16 protein-coding genes and 1 tRNA gene are annotated in these 14,696 nt (G+C 72.6%); 9 read left to right on the plus strand and 8 right to left on the minus strand.

The window, feature by feature from the left end; all coding sequences use genetic code 11:
• Positions 1 to 157: 157 nt before the first annotated feature.
• The 3 genes from AB0K18_RS13285 to AB0K18_RS13295 form a co-directional block, all read right to left on the minus strand.
• Positions 158 to 234: transfer RNA gene (locus AB0K18_RS13285), tRNA-Lys, on the minus strand.
• Between the two features lie 57 nt (positions 235 to 291).
• Entirely contained in the window at positions 292 to 1,218 is a 927-nt protein-coding gene (locus AB0K18_RS13290) for a nucleoside hydrolase (protein ID WP_364914145.1), read from the minus strand.
• Positions 1,219 to 1,470: 252 nt separating this feature from the next.
• The gene (locus AB0K18_RS13295; protein WP_364914147.1) at positions 1,471 to 1,863 is read right to left on the minus strand and encodes an OsmC family protein; all 393 of its coding nucleotides are present in this window, start codon (positions 1,861 to 1,863) and stop codon (positions 1,471 to 1,473) included.
• Positions 1,864 to 1,916: 53 nt separating this feature from the next.
• Between AB0K18_RS13295 and AB0K18_RS13300 the strand changes: the two genes are divergently transcribed.
• On the plus strand, positions 1,917 to 2,618 hold the full coding sequence (locus tag AB0K18_RS13300; protein WP_364914149.1) for a hypothetical protein: 702 nt from the start codon (positions 1,917 to 1,919) through the stop codon (positions 2,616 to 2,618).
• Between the two features lie 50 nt (positions 2,619 to 2,668).
• Positions 2,669 to 3,526 carry an FAD:protein FMN transferase gene (locus AB0K18_RS13305; RefSeq protein ID WP_364914151.1) on the plus strand — a complete coding sequence of 286 codons (858 nt, stop codon included), beginning with the start codon at positions 2,669 to 2,671 and terminating at the stop codon, positions 3,524 to 3,526.
• Between the two features lie 18 nt (positions 3,527 to 3,544).
• Here the strand turns inward: AB0K18_RS13305 and AB0K18_RS13310 are convergent, their stop codons facing one another.
• Positions 3,545 to 3,820, minus strand: a complete 276-nt coding sequence (locus tag AB0K18_RS13310) for a hypothetical protein (RefSeq protein ID WP_364914153.1) — start codon at positions 3,818 to 3,820, stop codon at positions 3,545 to 3,547.
• A gap of 143 nt (positions 3,821 to 3,963) precedes the next feature.
• Between AB0K18_RS13310 and AB0K18_RS13315 the strand changes: the two genes are divergently transcribed.
• Positions 3,964 to 4,344 (plus strand): phage holin family protein, encoded by a 381-nt coding sequence (locus tag AB0K18_RS13315; protein WP_364914155.1) that lies wholly within the window; start codon positions 3,964 to 3,966, stop codon positions 4,342 to 4,344.
• An 11-nt stretch (positions 4,345 to 4,355) separates the two neighbouring features.
• Positions 4,356 to 5,693, plus strand: coding sequence for an aromatic amino acid ammonia-lyase (locus AB0K18_RS13320; RefSeq protein WP_364914156.1), 1,338 nt, complete (start codon positions 4,356 to 4,358; stop codon positions 5,691 to 5,693).
• 63 nt (positions 5,694 to 5,756) lie between these two features.
• Here AB0K18_RS13320 and AB0K18_RS13325 read toward each other — a convergent pair whose 3' ends face one another.
• Complete coding sequence (locus tag AB0K18_RS13325) at positions 5,757 to 6,716, minus strand: LacI family DNA-binding transcriptional regulator (protein ID WP_364914158.1); 960 nt, start codon at positions 6,714 to 6,716, stop codon at positions 5,757 to 5,759.
• A 233-nt stretch (positions 6,717 to 6,949) separates the two neighbouring features.
• Between AB0K18_RS13325 and AB0K18_RS13330 the strand changes: the two genes are divergently transcribed.
• Together AB0K18_RS13330 and AB0K18_RS13335 are read left to right on the plus strand one after the other, a co-directional pair.
• Complete coding sequence (locus AB0K18_RS13330) at positions 6,950 to 7,810, plus strand: amidohydrolase (protein ID WP_364914160.1); 861 nt, start codon at positions 6,950 to 6,952, stop codon at positions 7,808 to 7,810.
• The gene (locus tag AB0K18_RS13335; RefSeq protein ID WP_364914162.1) at positions 7,807 to 8,370 is read left to right on the plus strand and encodes a cysteine dioxygenase family protein; all 564 of its coding nucleotides are present in this window, start codon (positions 7,807 to 7,809) and stop codon (positions 8,368 to 8,370) included. The genes AB0K18_RS13330 and AB0K18_RS13335 overlap by 4 nt, the downstream gene beginning before the upstream one ends.
• Here the strand turns inward: AB0K18_RS13335 and AB0K18_RS13340 are convergent.
• Both AB0K18_RS13340 and AB0K18_RS13345 read right to left on the minus strand, forming a co-directional pair.
• On the minus strand, positions 8,359 to 9,030 hold the full coding sequence (locus AB0K18_RS13340; RefSeq protein ID WP_364914164.1) for a (2Fe-2S)-binding protein: 672 nt from the start codon (positions 9,028 to 9,030) through the stop codon (positions 8,359 to 8,361). The two genes, AB0K18_RS13335 and AB0K18_RS13340, sit on opposite strands and share 12 nt — an antisense overlap.
• Positions 9,024 to 10,214, minus strand: coding sequence for an MFS transporter (locus tag AB0K18_RS13345; protein ID WP_364914166.1), 1,191 nt, complete (start codon positions 10,212 to 10,214; stop codon positions 9,024 to 9,026). Before AB0K18_RS13345 ends, AB0K18_RS13340 begins: the two co-directional genes overlap by 7 nt.
• Positions 10,215 to 10,294: 80 nt before the next feature.
• Here AB0K18_RS13345 and AB0K18_RS13350 point away from each other — a divergent pair, with 80 nt between their 5' ends.
• Positions 10,295 to 11,263: a LacI family DNA-binding transcriptional regulator gene (locus AB0K18_RS13350; protein ID WP_364914368.1), complete on the plus strand. Its 969-nt coding sequence runs from the start codon at positions 10,295 to 10,297 to the stop codon at positions 11,261 to 11,263.
• Positions 11,264 to 11,287: 24 nt separating this feature from the next.
• Here AB0K18_RS13350 and AB0K18_RS13355 read toward each other — a convergent pair whose 3' ends face one another.
• On the minus strand, positions 11,288 to 12,487 hold the full coding sequence (locus AB0K18_RS13355) for an MFS transporter (protein ID WP_364914168.1): 1,200 nt from the start codon (positions 12,485 to 12,487) through the stop codon (positions 11,288 to 11,290).
• 62 nt (positions 12,488 to 12,549) lie between these two features.
• On the opposite strand from AB0K18_RS13355, the gene AB0K18_RS13360 reads away from it, so the two are divergent.
• Both AB0K18_RS13360 and AB0K18_RS13365 read left to right on the plus strand, forming a co-directional pair.
• Positions 12,550 to 13,524: a DUF5937 family protein gene (locus tag AB0K18_RS13360; protein ID WP_364914170.1), complete on the plus strand. Its 975-nt coding sequence runs from the start codon at positions 12,550 to 12,552 to the stop codon at positions 13,522 to 13,524.
• 84 nt (positions 13,525 to 13,608) lie between these two features.
• Positions 13,609 to 14,574: a sugar-binding domain-containing protein gene (locus AB0K18_RS13365; protein WP_364914172.1), complete on the plus strand. Its 966-nt coding sequence runs from the start codon at positions 13,609 to 13,611 to the stop codon at positions 14,572 to 14,574.
• Positions 14,575 to 14,696 lie beyond the last annotated feature (122 nt).

Here is a 14,696-nt window from a genome sequence, read left to right on the forward strand (position 1 = left end):
CCGTCCGTACCCCCCGCGGGCCTGGGCTCCGCCGCCGGCCCCTGCTCCGGCACCGCTCCCGCCCCGCCTCGGCCAGGCGGTCGCGGCTCGACCTCGCCCGAGCCGCTCCGAGAACCAAGAAACCCCAGCTCAGCGGACTGAACTGGGGTTTCTGCGGTGGTGCGCCGCCAGGGACTCGAACCCCGGACCCGCTGATTAAGAGTCAGCTGCTCTGACCAACTGAGCTAGCGGCGCAACAGGGATAACTGTATCAGCCGCCAAACAGTGCCCGCGCCGCCCGGACTCTCTTCCCTACGCCAGGCGGGCCGACAGCTTCTCGTACGTCCCCAGCACCAGGTCCCAGAAGGCCGGGACGTCCATCGCCGTGGCCACCAGGGCGTTCGCCTGGCTTGCGTCGATGCGGAAGTCGGTGACCGTCATGCCCCTGGTGTACTCGCCCGCCGTCTCCACCTTCACCACGGCGGGCACACAGGTGAACAGGCTCGGGCGCAGCACGTACGCCACCGCGACGGCGTCGTGGATCGCCGGGCCGCCCTCGGCCGAGACCACCCCGTAGTACTGGGCGGCCGGCACCAGCAGGTCCGACAGCCGGCCGAGCGGGCGCATCCGGTCGAGCACCTGCGAGGTCACGGCGGCGGTCAGCGTGACGTCCAGGCCGAACATCTTGACCGTCCACCCTGCCTCGAACACGATCGCGGCGGCCTCGGGGTCGGCCAGCATGTTGAACTCGGCGGCCGGGTTGTGGTTGCCGCGCGTGTACGAGCCGCCCATGATGACGAAGTCGCGGGCCCACTCGACGATGCGGGGCTCGCGGCGTACGGCGAGCGCGATGTTCGTCAGCGGCCCCACCGCGACCAGCGTGATCTCGCCGGGGGCGGCCCGCAGCGTCTCCACGATGGAGTCGACCGCGTGCCCCTCCGACGGCCCCCGCGAGGGGGCGGGCAGCACCACGTCGCCGAGCCCGGTCGGCCCGTGCACGTCGGTGGCCCTGACCGTGCGCCGCAGCAGGGCGCCCGCGCTGCCGGGCGTCACCGGCACGTCGCCGAGCCGCAGGAACTCGCGCAGGGCGAGGGCGTTGGCGGTGGTGAACTCCAGGTCGACGTTCCCGCCGACGGTGGTGATGCCCACCAGGTCGATGTCGTCCGCCGAGCCGGCGGCCAGCGCGAGGGCGAGTGCGTCGTCTATGCCCGGATCGCAGTCGATGAGAACTTTCTTCACTCATCGGAGCTTACGCATGGATCGGGCCGGGCAGTTCCCCCAAATCTGCCCGGCCCGATCGGTGGCGGTCCAGGCCGGCGCTTTCCCCCAAAAACGCCGGCGGTCCCGCACTTTGCGAACCGCGGTCCCCCTCCGCGCTCGCATCGGTGAAGGTCCTCGTGGTCAGTCGCCAGTGCTCCTGACCTGCTCCTACGCTACCGAGACGAATGCAACGGTCGCGTCATAACGGGGTCGAATATCTGTTTAATCCACCTACGGAAGCTCCAACCGAACTTCAGTGCCGTCCTGCAGTGATCTGCTCACCGTGCAGTACTTCTCGTGCACCCGGTGGGCGACCGCGTCGAACACCTCGCCGGCCTCCTCCGACGGGAGCTCGACGTCGTACGTGACCGTCACCGGCCCCAGCTTGTTGGGCTCGACCTTCTCCGACTCGACGGTCATCGCCAGGCGTACCAGCCGGTGACCGCGCTTGGCGGTGAGCGGCTCGACGGTCACGATGTTGCACCCGCCCACCGCCGCCAGCAGCAGCTCGACCGGAGTGAACACGCCCTCCTGGTCTCCGCCGCCTATCGAAACCTCGGCGCCGCGGGCGTTGGTCGCCCGGAATCCGCCCTCTTCAGTCCGCTCCACGCGCACGTTAGCCATGTTTCTAGACCCTACTCAGAATGCTTTCATGTTCGATCCGCAAGGTTGATGACATGGCTAGCGAGGCGAATGCTCATCAGGGGCCGATCCTCTTCTGGAGCGGCGTCGCGATCGCCGAGTTCGGGGCGATCCATCCGGGTTCCGGCCATCCGTCGGCTCCTTCTGCCTACGCCGCCGCGGCGCTGCTCGTCGCGGTCGGCTTCCTCACCGTCGTGGCCGCCGACCACCTCCGCACCGAGGAGGCCAGGCAGCGCCTGCGGCTCGGCGGCTATCTCGCGGGCGCGCTGCTGGTGGCCCACCAGTTCAGCGTCACCACCCAGGCCACGGGCTTCACCCGGGTGGCCTCCCTGCTCCTGTACGCGGCAGCCGCCGTGATGGCACTCCGGAGCCACCGCGTCCCCGGCCGCACGCGGCCGATCCTGCTGATCGCGACCGGCCTCGACCCCCGCGAGCTGGGCGAGCGCCTGGCCGGCGAGCCGGACACCGTCGCGGTCTACCGGACCGAGCGGGTCACCGACGAGCTGCGCGAGCTGCAGTCCCGCTACGGCGTCATCCTCGTGGTGGGCGCCGAGCACGATCCGCGCGTCAAGGAGCGGGTGAGCGCGTCCGGGCTCGGGCGCGAGGTCCCCGACATCGCCGAGCGCGAGGTGGTCGTGGCCGGTCCGCGCCGCTTCCAGCGGTACGTCGGGGGCGCGCTGTCCCGCCTGGCGGTGCCCAGGTCACAGGTTCATTTCAGATCTGAGCTCAAGGCTTAGGCTGAGCATACGAGCGATCTGACAGCGTGGGCGACGGACAAGGAGGCAAGATGACGACTTCCAAGGCCACCGGGTCCGTGACGACTTCCAAGGTCACCGAGTCTGCGACGACTTCCCATATTGCACAAGCCCCGACGGCGTTCCCCGGCAGCAGCCGGGTCGAGACGGTCATGGGCCGGCCGGTCACCATCGACATCCGCACCCCCCTTCCCGCCCGCGAACTGACCCCGCTCCTGGACGACGCGTTCGCCTGGCTGCGCTGGGTCGAGGACACCTTCAGCCCCGGCAAGGAGGACAGCCAGATCAGCCGCCTCAACAGGGGCGGCACCATCGAGCAGGTCCCCGAGCTGATCGAGGTGCTGCACCGCTGCGACGAGCTGAGCGAGGCCACCGGCGGCTGGTTCGACGCCCGCATCAACGGCGTCACCGACCCCTCCGGCTACGTCAAGGGCTGGGCGCTGGAGCGCCTGTCGCGCGCGCTGGTGCAGGCGGGCGCGGGCGACCACCGCATCACGGCGGGTAACGACGTGCGGGTGCGCGGCTCGGCCGCTCCTGGCAGGCGCTGGCGGGTGCCGGTGCGCGACCCGCGTACGGGCGAGGTCCGCAGGACGGTGCGGGCCCACGACCTCGGCATCGCCACCTCGGGCGGGTCCCGCGTGCTCGACCCGCACACCGGCGAGGTGCGCGACGCGCTGGGCGCGGTCACGGTCATCGGCCCCGACCTGGGGCTCGCCGACGCGTACGCCACCGCCATGTACGCCATGGGCCCCGTGCAGGCCCGCCGCTACGCGACCGAGCTGGCCGGGAAGGGGCCGTACGAAACGCTGATCGTGCTGCACGACGGCCAGGAGCTCACCACGCCGGGCTTCGCGACGTACGGCGGCCCCAGGGAACGCCTCGCGGGCTGAGCCGCACCTCCCACGCGTTCAGGCGTCAGGATGTTGACGCAGGTAGTCGAGGTAGACCGGGCGCAGCGCTTCGCCCAGCTTGCCTTCGCCCGCCGCGAGGGCGTCGCTGAGCAGCGCGGAGACCTTGCTGAGGTCGTTGGCGGACTCCGTCGAGTGCCCGCTGGCGGCCTCGGCGGCCGGGATCACTTTCAGCAACTCCCATAGGAACCCCAGGTCCCCGTGGCGTACGGCGTAGCGCACCGCCCGATCGTGCAATTCGGCGGCCGGCAACGACTCGAGCCCGTTCGTGTCCATGTCGGTTCCTCCCCTGCACGCCTCTTCCCCGCGTCGTCCGGCGATAACCGGTGACCACCCGGCGACTACGGAAAGTGATCGGCGGGCATCGTTCTGACGGCGCCCCTATCGAGCACTGATCTCAAGTGGGAGGATCAACCAGCGTGAGATTCATCATCAGAACGCTCGCAGCGGCAGTGGCGCTGTGGGTGGCCATCCAGTTCCTCGACGGCATCTCCGTCGACGCCCCCACGAACTCGGCCCGATACTGGGGCGTCCTGCTCCTGGTGGCGTTGATCTTCGGTGTCGTCAACGCCATCGTCAAGCCGATCGTGAAGGCGCTCGGCTGCGCGATCATCGTCCTGACACTAGGCCTGTTCCTGCTGGTCATCAACGCGGCGATGCTGCTGCTGACGAGCTGGATCGCGGGCGAGTTCGGCATCCCCTTCCACGTCGACAACTTCTACCCGGCCGCCTTCTGGGGCGCGATCATCGTCAGCGTGGTGAGCTGGGTGCTCAGCGCGTTCATCCCCGACGGAGACTGACCCCCACGTTCATGGAGCTCGACGGTGCCGGCCTGACGTGCGCGCGGGTGCACGAGGCCGCCTACGGAGGAGCCCGGGTCGCGATCGCCTCCCTCGATCGGGCCCGGGCCGCGTGGGCCACCGCCCAGGAGCTGACCGGGCCGGTGTACGGCAGGAGCACGGGCGTGGGCGCGAACCGGGACGTCCTGCTGGAGGGCGGCGGCCTCGACCTGCTGCGCAGCCACGCGTGCGGCGCGGGTCCGCGCGTCGATCCGGGCCGGGCCAGGGCGATGCTGGTGGTGCGGCTCAACCAGCTGCTCGCGGGCGGCTCGGGCGTGGACCCGGGGGTGTGCGAGGCGCTGGCGTACGCGATCAACCACGGGTTCACGCCGCCGCTGCGCACGTACGGGGCGATCGGCACCGGTGATCTGACCGCGCTGTCCACGACGGCGCTCTGCCTGCTCGGCGAGCTGCCCTGGGACAGCGCCGAGCCGGTGGACAAGGAACCGCCGCACTACCCGCTCGCCTCCAGCGACGCGTTGCCGTTCATCAGCTCGGGCGCGGCCACGCTGGCCGACGCCGCCATCGCGGTGCACCGCCTGCGCACGCTCATGGAGGCCGCGATCACGGTGGCCGCCATGTCGTTCGCCGCCGTGGACGCCTCTGCCGAGCCGCTGGCCGCCGTCGTGCAGGAGGCGCGCCCGCATCCCGGCCAGGCGGCGGTCGCGGCGGCGCTGCGCGGGCTGGCGTCGCACGAGCCGAGCACCCGCGTCCAGGACCCGTACGGTTTCCGCGCCTTCGCCCAGGTGCACGGTGCCGCCGTGGACGCGCTCGGCAGGGCGGTCACCGCGATCGAGACCGACCTCAACGCCGCCGCCGAGAACCCGCTCTTCGCCGGCTCACTCGCCTGGCACAACGGCAACTTCCACTCCGCGCCCGTGGCGCTGGCGCTGGACGCGCTGCGCCCGGCGCTCGTGCAGGCGGCGCAGCTCAGCGCCGCCCGCCTGGCCACGCTGATGGACCCGGCCTACACCGGCCGGCTGCCCTTCCTCGCCGACCGTCCCGGGGCGTCGGGCATGCTGATCCTGGAGTACGTCGCCCAGGACGCCGTCGCCGAGCTGCGCCACCTCGCCCAGCCGGTGACGACGGGCACCGCGGTGGTCTCGCGCGGGGCCGAGGACCACGCCGGGTTCGCCACCCAGGCGGCCCGCCACACCCTGCGCTGCCTGGAGCCGCTGGAGATCGTGCTGGCCTGCGAGCGCACGGCCGCCGCCCGCGCGCTCGACGCCCCCGCCCCCGACCGCCCGCTCACCGCGGACCTGGAGGAGTCGCGCCGGGCCCTGACAGGAGCTCGAACGTCAGGAGCCTGAACATCAGGAGCCCGAACGTCAGGAGCCTGGACATCGGGAGCCCGAATATCGGGAGCCTGGACGTCAGGAGCGCTGAGCCACCGAGCCGCGCTCGCGCAGCGTCGGCTTCTGGACCACCCGCCGCCGGCGCGCGCCGCCGTCGGCCGCCGCCGAGATGAGCCGCACGGCGGCCCTGACGATGCCGTCGATGTCCCAGTCGACGGTGGTGAGCCCCGGGCTGAGCAGGCCGGACATCGGATGGTCGTCGTAGCCCATGACGGACACGTCGCCGGGGATCGACAGGCCGAGGTCGGCCGCCGCCGCGTAGACGCCGTAGGCGATGGAGTCGCTGAAGCAGAAGACGGCGCTCGGCTGCTCGCCCGACAGCACGCGGTGGGCGGTCGCGGTGGCGCCGGCCAGGTCGTGGGGCGCGGTGGTGAGCTCGATGTCGAGCCCGAGCCGCTCGGCCTCGGCCGTGACGTGGACGTCGGCGGGCCGGTCGGGCGTGCTGGGCCGGGTGGGCGTGAGCACGGCGATGCGGCGGTGGCCGAGGGCGAGCAGGTGCTCGAGGGCGAGCGTGACGCCGCGCCGGTTGTCGAAGACGACCTCGCCCGCCGTGCCGGCGATGGAGTCGCCGATGGCCACCACCGGCACCGACTCGCACAGCTCGGCCCAGAACGCGGCGGCGGGATCGACGGGCTGCACGATCATGCCGTCGACGCGCTGGTCGCGCAGCTGCCGGCCCAGGGCGCGTTCGCGGGCGGGGTCGCCGACCGCGTCGAGGATCAGGGCGTAGCGGTCTTTCTCCCGCAGGCCCCTGCTGATGCCCACGGCCAGCGACTGCTGCCACAGGTCCTCCAGCGAGCCGCAGAGCAGGCCGATCATGCCGGTGCGCCCGCTGGCCAGGGCTCTGGCGATGGGGTCGGCCTCGTAGCCGAGCTCGGCGGCGGCGGCGCGGACCCGCTCCATGGTTTCTTCGGAGACCTGGAGGCCGCGCAGCGCGTAGGAGACGGCCGCCGGCGACAGACCCGTGGCCTGTGCCACCTCACGGATCGTGGCTCTCTTCCGAGGCATTAGGCCAGCCTATTGCGTGACACCGACAGAAGCCGTCTTCCCGCCGGCGCTTGTCGGTCTTGTGGCGGGGGCGCCCATTGACAGCCCTGTAGTGAAGCGGTTCACTGAACCGTATCACTGAAACGGTTCACTCCTCTGGCCGCGCAGGCCGGACGGTTTACATGTATTGTGAGTAGGAAATAACGGAAGGAGGGCCGCGGACGATGAGCATCGACGTGCACCAGCACCTGTGGACACCGGCGTTCATCGATGCCCTGCGCGCCCGTACGAGCCCGCCGTACCTCGACGGCTGGACGCTGGTCCTCGACGGCGAGCCGCCCTACGAGGTGAACCCGGCCGACCACGAGCGGCGTGACACGACCGGCCTGGAGCTGGCCCTGGTGTCGCTGTCGAGCCCGCTCGGCATCGAGTTCCTGCCGCCTGACGACGCCTGGCCGCTGATCGACGCCTACCACGACGGCGCGCTCGCGCTCGGCGAGCCGTTCGGCGCGTGGGCGGCCACCTGCCACAGCGAGCTCGACCCCGACCACCTCGCCAAGGACCTCGACCGCGGCTTCGCCGGCCTGCAGATCCCGGCCACCGCCGTCCCCGACGACCGGCTGCTGGAGGTGCTGACCGCCAGGGACCTGCCGCTGTTCGTGCATCCCGGCCCGGCCGCGCCGGCCCCCGGCACGCCGCCGTGGTGGCCCGCGCTGGTGCCGTACGTGCAGCAGATGCACGCGGCGTGGCACTACTTCCACGCGGTCGTGCGGCCCAGGCACCCCCGGCTGCGGGTCTGCTTCGCGCTGCTCGCCGGCCTCGCCCCGCTGCACTCCGAGCGCCTGATCGCCAGGGGCGGCGGCGGGCGCGGCCAGGTCGACCGCGACTTCTTCGTGGAGACCTCCTCCTACGGCCCGCGCGCGATCGACGCGATCGTCCGCGAGCTCGGCATCGACGTCGTGGTCAACGGATCCGACGCCCCCTACGCCACCGCACCCGACCCCGGGCTCGGCGCGGCCGCCGGTCACGCCGTCCGGGTCGTCAACCCCCGTCGTCTGCTGAACAGAAAGGAGACTCGTACGTGAGCACTGACCGGATCCAGGACGGGGGCACCTGTGCCGGCCTCCCCGAGCGCACTCTCGACCGGCGTGAGTTGCGCGACCTGGTGAACGAGCTGGCCGCCCATCCGGAGGAGTGGCGCGACCAGGTGGACTTCCCCGCCGACGGCGGGCGCCACTACGCCTCCCTCTACCGCGACGCCTACGTGGACGTCTGGCTGCTGTGCTGGCGTCCCGAGGACGACACGGGCTGGCACGACCACGACACCTCCTCAGGGGCGGTGCACGTGGTGCAGGGCGCGCTGCTCGAATGCAATCCGCGCATCGGCGGCGAGCACCTGGAGACGGTGGTGACGGAGGGTCGGTCGTTCTCGTTCGGTCCCGACCACATCCACCGGCTGACCGGCGCGGTGGACGAGAGCGTGTCCATCCACGCGTACTCGCCGCCGCTGTGGCGGCTCGGCCAGTACTCCATCGACGGCACGGGCGTCATGCGCCGCGTCTCGGTCAGCTACGCCGACGAGCTGCGTCCCATCGACGAGACCATCGACGAGCCCGCGGGACAGCCCGTCGGATCAGTCGCCTGACGACGCCCTGGCCTTGGGCAGGAGCACGCAGCAGCTTCCGCAGGGCTCCACGTCGGGCAGCGTGATCCACAGACAGCAGGTCCTGCGGAAGTAGCCGTCGCCGGCGGGCTCGATGAGCCCGTCGAGCGGCGGCCCGATGCGGCGCAGCAGCTCCATGTAGTCGCCCGGCACGATCGTGGTCAGCGGGTGGGCGAACGCCTCGGCCGTCGAGCCCCACAGCGTGCGCTCCCCCACCTTGGCCAGCGCGCCGATCGCCGCCACCAGCGGGCGCTGCGACTCCTCCAGCGCCTCGCGGATGGCGCCTTCGCCGGTCTCCCACCGCACGCTCGTGGCGGCCAGCGTCACCCCGGCGTCCGACACCTTGACGTACGTCTCCCCGAACGGCATGACCGGCACCCGCCCGTCGAGCGCCCACCCGAGCGCCATGGGCAGCGCGTGCCAGTAGCCGTAGGTCTTCCAGAACAGCGCCGCGCCGACGTGGCGCGGGGCGTTCCAGCGCGCGGCGGTCTCGTCCACCAGCCGCGACAGCGGTGTGTACGGCTCGCGCACCAGCTCGGCGACCGGGGTCCACGACGCGTCGGGCTCGATGACGAGCTCGGGCACCACCCCGAGCACCCCGCCGCGCTCGTCCGCCAGCCGGCGAAGGACGTCGGTCAGCACGCGGGGCCCTGCTTGTGAGTCATCGTCTCCAACGTAGCAGGGCGGCCGGCCAGCCAACCGGCCACGAGCTGCACCACCAGCACGCCGAGGCCGACGGTCAGCGGCACCGTCCAGCCGCCCGACACCTCCCGCAGGAAGCCGAACAGCAGCGGGCCCAGCGCCGCGACCACGTAGCCGACGGACTGGGCGACGGCCGACAGCGCGGTCACCGCCGCCGGGTCGGCGGGGCGCAGCGCGATGATCAGCAGGGCCAGCGCGAACGCGGCGCCCTGGCCGACGCCCAGCACGATCATCCACGCCCACGGCAGCGTCGTGGGCGCCAGCAGCACGCCCAGGTAGCCGAGCACGGTCAGCAGGCACGCGCCCACCACGTACGGGACCTGCGAGGCGCGCCGGCCCGCCAGCACGGGCACCGCGAGCGAGGTGCCGACCTGCACCAGGTTCGTCAGGCTGAGCAGGTAGCCGGCCTGGTCAGCGGGGAGCCCGGCCTCCAGGAAGATCGTGGGCAGCCAGGCCAGCATGACGTAGAAGGTGAGGGACTGCAGGCCCATGAGGGCGGTGACGTACCAGGTGACGCGGCTGCGCAGGACGGCGCCGAAGGGGCGGGGGCCGTTGGCGGCCGCCTCCGGCCTGCGCAGCGCCTGCGGCAGCCAGAGCAGCGCCGCCAGCAGCGCGGGCACGGCCAGCAGCGCCGTGACGCCGCGCCAGGAGAACCCGGTGCCGTGCTCGATCGGGATCACCAGCGCGGAGGAGAGCGCGGCGCCGGCGACCACGCAGGAGACGTAGACGCCGGTCATGAGGTTGACCCGGTCGGGGAAGTGCTGCTTGACGACGCCGGGCATGGAGACGTTCATGACGGCGATGGCCGTCGCGGCCAGGGCGGAGCCGAGGTAGAGCAGCGGGGCGCCGTCGAGCCCGCGTACGGCGACGCCCGCCGCGATGACGAGCAGGCCGGCGAGCAGCGTGCGGTCGAGGCCGATCCGGCGCGCCAGCAGCGGCGTGACCGGCCCGAACACGCCCAGGCAGACCACCATGACCGTGGTGATCGCGCCGCCGCCCGCCGGGCTGAGACCCACGTCCTCCATGATCTCGCCGAGCAGCGGGGAGACGCCCGCGATGGCCGGGCGTAGGTTGAGCGCGGCCAGGGCGACCCCGGCCACGAGCAAGGCGGATCTCAGCGACATAGACGACCACTCTCGCATAAGCGCTTGACAACGTTGTCCGCCCCTCCCGAGTAGGAAATGATCCAGACGTGAGACCGACGATGAAGGACGTCGCCTCGGCGGCCGGCGTGGCGCTCAAGACCGTCTCGCGGGTCGTGAACGGCGAGCCAGGCGTCCACCCGGCGACCGCGGAGCGGGTGCGGGCGGCCATCGAGCGGCTCGGCTACAGCCGCAACGAGAGCGCGCGCGTGCTGCGCAGGGGCAGGACCGCCACGATCGGGCTGGTCATCGAGGACGTGGCCGACCCGTTCTACTCGGGGCTGAGCAGGGCGGTGGAGGACGTCGTGATCGAGCACGGCTGCCTGCTGCTCAGCGGCTCGTCAGGCGAGGAGCCGGGCAGGGAGCGCGAGCTGGTCGAGACGTTCTGCGCGCGGCGGGTGGACGGGCTGATCGTGGTCCCGGCCGGCGACGACCACACCTACCTGCGGCCCGAGCTGGAGGCGGGGACGCCGGTGGTGTTCGCCGACCGGCCGCCGGGCGTGGGGCTCGACGTGGACACCGTGCTGGCCGACAACGCCGGCGGGGCGCGGCAGGCCGTACGTCACCTGATCGCGCACGGGCACCGCAGGATCGCCTTCCTCGGTGACGACCCGGCCATCTTCACCGCCGCCGAGCGGCTGCGCGGCTACCGGGACGAGCTGGGCGAGCTGTACGACGAGCGGCTGGTGGCCATGCGGGCGCCGTCGGCCGATGCGGTGCGTACGGACCTGGAGCGGATGTTCGCCCTGGACGAGCCCCCGACGGCGCTGTTCACCGGCAACGGCCGCTACACGGTGACGACGCTGCGGGCGCTGGCGCGGCGGCGGGTGGCGCTGGTCGGGTTCGACGACTTCGAGCTGGCCGACCTGCTCGACCCAGGGGTGAGCGTGGTGGCGCAGGACCCCGCGTGGATGGGGCGGGTGGCCGCCGAGCTGCTGTTCCGCCGCCTGGGCGGCGACACGGGCCGCTCTGAGCACGTCGAGCTGCCGGTACGCCTGATCGTGCGCGGCTCGGGCGAGGTTCCCCCTTGAGGCTTCCCCCTTAAGGCGCAAGGCTCAAGGCGCCGGCACGGCGACGGGAACGGCCGGCGGGCGGAGCACGCGGACCAGCGCGAGCGCGACCAGCACCCCGGCCGCCCCCGACGCGGCCATGGCGTACCCGGGGGCGACCACCTCGCCGAGGGCGCCGATCAGCGCCGCGCCGGCCGCCTGCCCGGTCATCAGCCCGGCCGACTGCAGCCCGAACGCCTGCCCCCGCACCTCCTCCGGCACCGCGTCCACGAACCGCCGCTGCAGCCCGAGCTGGTACGACAGCCCCGCCGCCCCGAGCGCGGCGAGCACCGCCGCCCACCCGATGCCGGGCTGCAGGGCGAAGGCGATCCACGGCACCGCGATCAGCACGGCGAGCGGGAACGACAGCCGCTCACGCAGGGCGGGCGCCGCGAACCGGCCCACGGCGAACTCCCCCGCCGCCATGCCGACGGCCGCCGCCGCGAGCACCATCCCGGCCTGCCCCTGCCCGCCGAGGTACGGCACCACCATGGCCTCCGCCCCCGCCATGCACACGCACGGCAGCCACCCGGCCAGCAGCAGCCCCCGTACCCGGCGATCGGCCAGCAGCCGCCGGTTGACCCGCAGCGTCTGGCGGACCGCGCCCGACTCACCGGCCTTCCGCGCCGCCGTGTACGGCAGCCCGTACCGCAGGACGAGGGCCGCCACCACGGACAACCCTGCGGTGACGGCGAGCGCCCCTGAGGGCCCCGCGACGGCGAGGAACGTGCCGCCCGCGGCCAGCCCGACGACCTGCGCGCTCGCCGAGGCCACGTTGAGCAGCGAGCGCCCGAGCACGAACGCGTCACCGGGCAGCACCTCGGGCAGCATCGCGGCCCGCGCCGCGAAGAACACCGGCGACAGCAGCCCGGAGCCGACGACCAGCGCCAGCATCGCCCACACGGGCAGCCCGGCGTAGGCGAGCAGCAGGCAGGTGACGGCCCTGAGCAGCTCTCCGGCGATCATCAACGCCCGCGCCGGCAGCCGATCGGCCAGGGAGAGCAGGAAGAGCCCGCCGAAGATGTACGGCAGCCACCCGGCCATGTACGCCGCCGCCGACAGCCCGGCCGACCCGGTCCTGGCGTAGACGAGCACGGACAGGGCCAGCATCTTGATCGAGTCACCGGCGATCAGCAGCGCGAAGCTGCCGAACAGCACCCGGAACTCCTTGACGGCGAACACCTCGCCGAACGTCGCACCTTTCACGGCCACGATGCTGCGGCCCGCCCCGAGCGCCGGGCGACTTCTTCGGATATAACCGAAAGGTGGTGGCGATCGCAGTGGGCCCGCAGGACGTGATGGCCAGCAGGTTCGCGATCTCGCCGCTGATCGAGACCATGCACGCGCAGTGGGTGCTGGCCGGACACTACCGGGCGGGCCCCCACCAGGCGTGGGTGGCGCGGTGGCGGGAGACGTACCTGCGGCTGACGCGGGAGCTGCCCGCCCTGCGCGCGGCCGGCGCGATCACCGGCAACAAGGGCAGTGCGAACGTCGACTTCATCGCCCCGCCGCCGACGGCCGTGGACGTGCCGTTCGAGACGGAGCTGGCCGCCGTGCGGGCCACGCCGGTGGCGCGGGCGCACGCGGACATCGAGCGGGTGCTGGCCGAGCGGCCCCCGGTGACGCCCTGGGTCAGGGAGCTGCTGTTCGGGCCCGACGTGGTCGCGCTGGTCGCGCGGGCGTACGAGGCGCTGTGGTCGGAGATCCTCGTGCACGAATGGCCGCGGCTGCGGGCGGTGCTCCAGCGGGACGTGGCCTACCGGGCGGGGCGGCTCGCGGCGTACGGGTGGCAGGCGGCCCTTGAGGACCTGAGCCCGCAGCAGGTGCGCTGGCGGGGCGGGCGGATCGAGGTGAAGCTGCACAGCATGAAAGGCGAGGAACGGCGGCTGGGCGGCAAGGGGCTGCTGTTCCTGCCGTCGGCGTTCATGGAGAGCGTGGGGGCATACCTGGAGGAGGGCTGGCCGTACGCGCTGGTCTATCCGGCCAGGGGCATCGCAGCCGTTCCCGCCGCGCCCGACCGGCGGCTGGCGGCGCTGATCGGCCGCAGCAGGGCCCGCATCCTCGCCGAGCTGGCCGAGCCGGCGACCACCACGCAGCTCGCCGCGCTGCTCGGGCAGAGCGTCGGCACGGTCGGCGAGCACATGGCGGCGCTGCGCGGCGCGGGCCTGATCGCGGGCACCCGCACCGGCCGCAGTGTCGTGTACGCGCGCACCCCGCTCGGCGACGCCCTGATCGGCGGCTAGCCTGTCCCCCGGGACGTGCAGGAAGCACGTGGCTATAGTGGTTGCGCATCAGTTCTGCAAATCTGTTCACCGAGGAGCGCGTGCATGAATGCCGCCGACGTCGCACCCGAGGCGCAGGCCAGATTTCCCCAGGAGCTGATGTACACCGCGGCCCAGCAGTACTACCTGGAGGACGCCACCCAGGGCGACATCGCCAAGCGGCTCGGCGTCAGCAGGGCGACCGTGAGCCGGCTGCTCACCGAGGCCCGCAGGCAGGGCATCGTCGAGATCAGGGTGCACCGCCCGGCCGCACTGGCGGACGGCCCGCTGGCCGCCGAGGTGGCCGAGGCGCTCGGCCTCGACCGCGTCCACCTGGTGCCCAAGGCCAACGGCCCGGCCCTCGGCCCCTGGCTGGCGCCCGGCGTGGCCCGCGCGCTGGCCGGCGCCGGGCTGGTGTCGGGCGACGTCGTGCTGGTCTCCTCCGGCACCACCGTCTACGAGTGCGCCCGCGAGGACCTCGGCCGCCATCCCGGCGTGACCATCGCCCCCGCGGTCGGCGGCCAGGAGGAGCCGCAGCCCTGGTACCAGACCAACGAGACCACCCGCATCCTGGCAGAACGCGTCGGCGGCGTGCCCGCCTACCTCTACGCGCCCGCCCTGCCGGGCCCCGAGCTGTTCTACTCGCTGCAGCACGAGCCGTCGGTGCGCCGGGTGATGGACCTGTGGGAGCGGGCCAAGTGCGCGCTCGTCGGCGTCGGCTCCGCGCCGCTGATGCGGCAGATGGTGCCCTCGCTCATGCCCCGCGACGCCGACAGCCTGCGCCAGGCGGTGGGCGACGTGTGCATGCGCATCTACGACCGCGACGGGGCGCCGGTGACGTATCCGGGCAGCGAGCGGCTGGTCGCGGCCAGGCAGGAGGACCTGCGGCGCATCCCGCACACGATCGCGGTCGCGGTGGGCGCCGAGAAGGTGCTCTCGATCGTGGCCGGCGCCAGGGGCGGCTACTTCAACCAGCTCGTCACGGACACGCCCACGGCGGAAGGGCTCGTCGCCGCCGCCCACCAGCTCTGAACATCTGTGCTGGACAAAGTTTCTGACAGCGCGCTAACGTGAGCCGCACCACAGGGTGTGCGCTCCTGTGCGGGCATCCCTGTCTCGGGGACGGCATGCGTTCAGAAACCTGGCGTAAGTGA

It is taken from the genome of Nonomuraea sp. NPDC049421, from assembly GCF_040677005.1.
GTDB classification, from domain to species: Bacteria; Actinomycetota; Actinomycetes; order Streptosporangiales; family Streptosporangiaceae; genus Nonomuraea; species Nonomuraea salmonea.

What these genes read in the sequence shown, in the direction of transcription:
- AB0K18_RS13365 (WP_364914172.1), top strand. Translation starts at nt 13,609, where the DNA reads ATGAATGCCGCCGACGTCGCACCCGAGGCGCAGGCCAGATTTCCCCAG.
- AB0K18_RS13310 (WP_364914153.1), bottom strand. Translation starts at nt 3,820, where the DNA reads ATGGACACGAACGGGCTCGAGTCGTTGCCGGCCGCCGAATTGCACGAT.
- AB0K18_RS13305 (WP_364914151.1), top strand. Translation starts at nt 2,669, where the DNA reads ATGACGACTTCCAAGGCCACCGGGTCCGTGACGACTTCCAAGGTCACC.
- AB0K18_RS13300 (WP_364914149.1), top strand. Translation starts at nt 1,917, where the DNA reads ATGGCTAGCGAGGCGAATGCTCATCAGGGGCCGATCCTCTTCTGGAGC.
- AB0K18_RS13320 (WP_364914156.1), top strand. Translation starts at nt 4,356, where the DNA reads ATGGAGCTCGACGGTGCCGGCCTGACGTGCGCGCGGGTGCACGAGGCC.
- AB0K18_RS13330 (WP_364914160.1), top strand. Translation starts at nt 6,950, where the DNA reads ATGAGCATCGACGTGCACCAGCACCTGTGGACACCGGCGTTCATCGAT.
- AB0K18_RS13350 (WP_364914368.1), top strand. Translation starts at nt 10,295, where the DNA reads ATGAAGGACGTCGCCTCGGCGGCCGGCGTGGCGCTCAAGACCGTCTCG.
- AB0K18_RS13345 (WP_364914166.1), bottom strand. Translation starts at nt 10,214, where the DNA reads ATGTCGCTGAGATCCGCCTTGCTCGTGGCCGGGGTCGCCCTGGCCGCG.
- AB0K18_RS13295 (WP_364914147.1), bottom strand. Translation starts at nt 1,863, where the DNA reads ATGGCTAACGTGCGCGTGGAGCGGACTGAAGAGGGCGGATTCCGGGCG.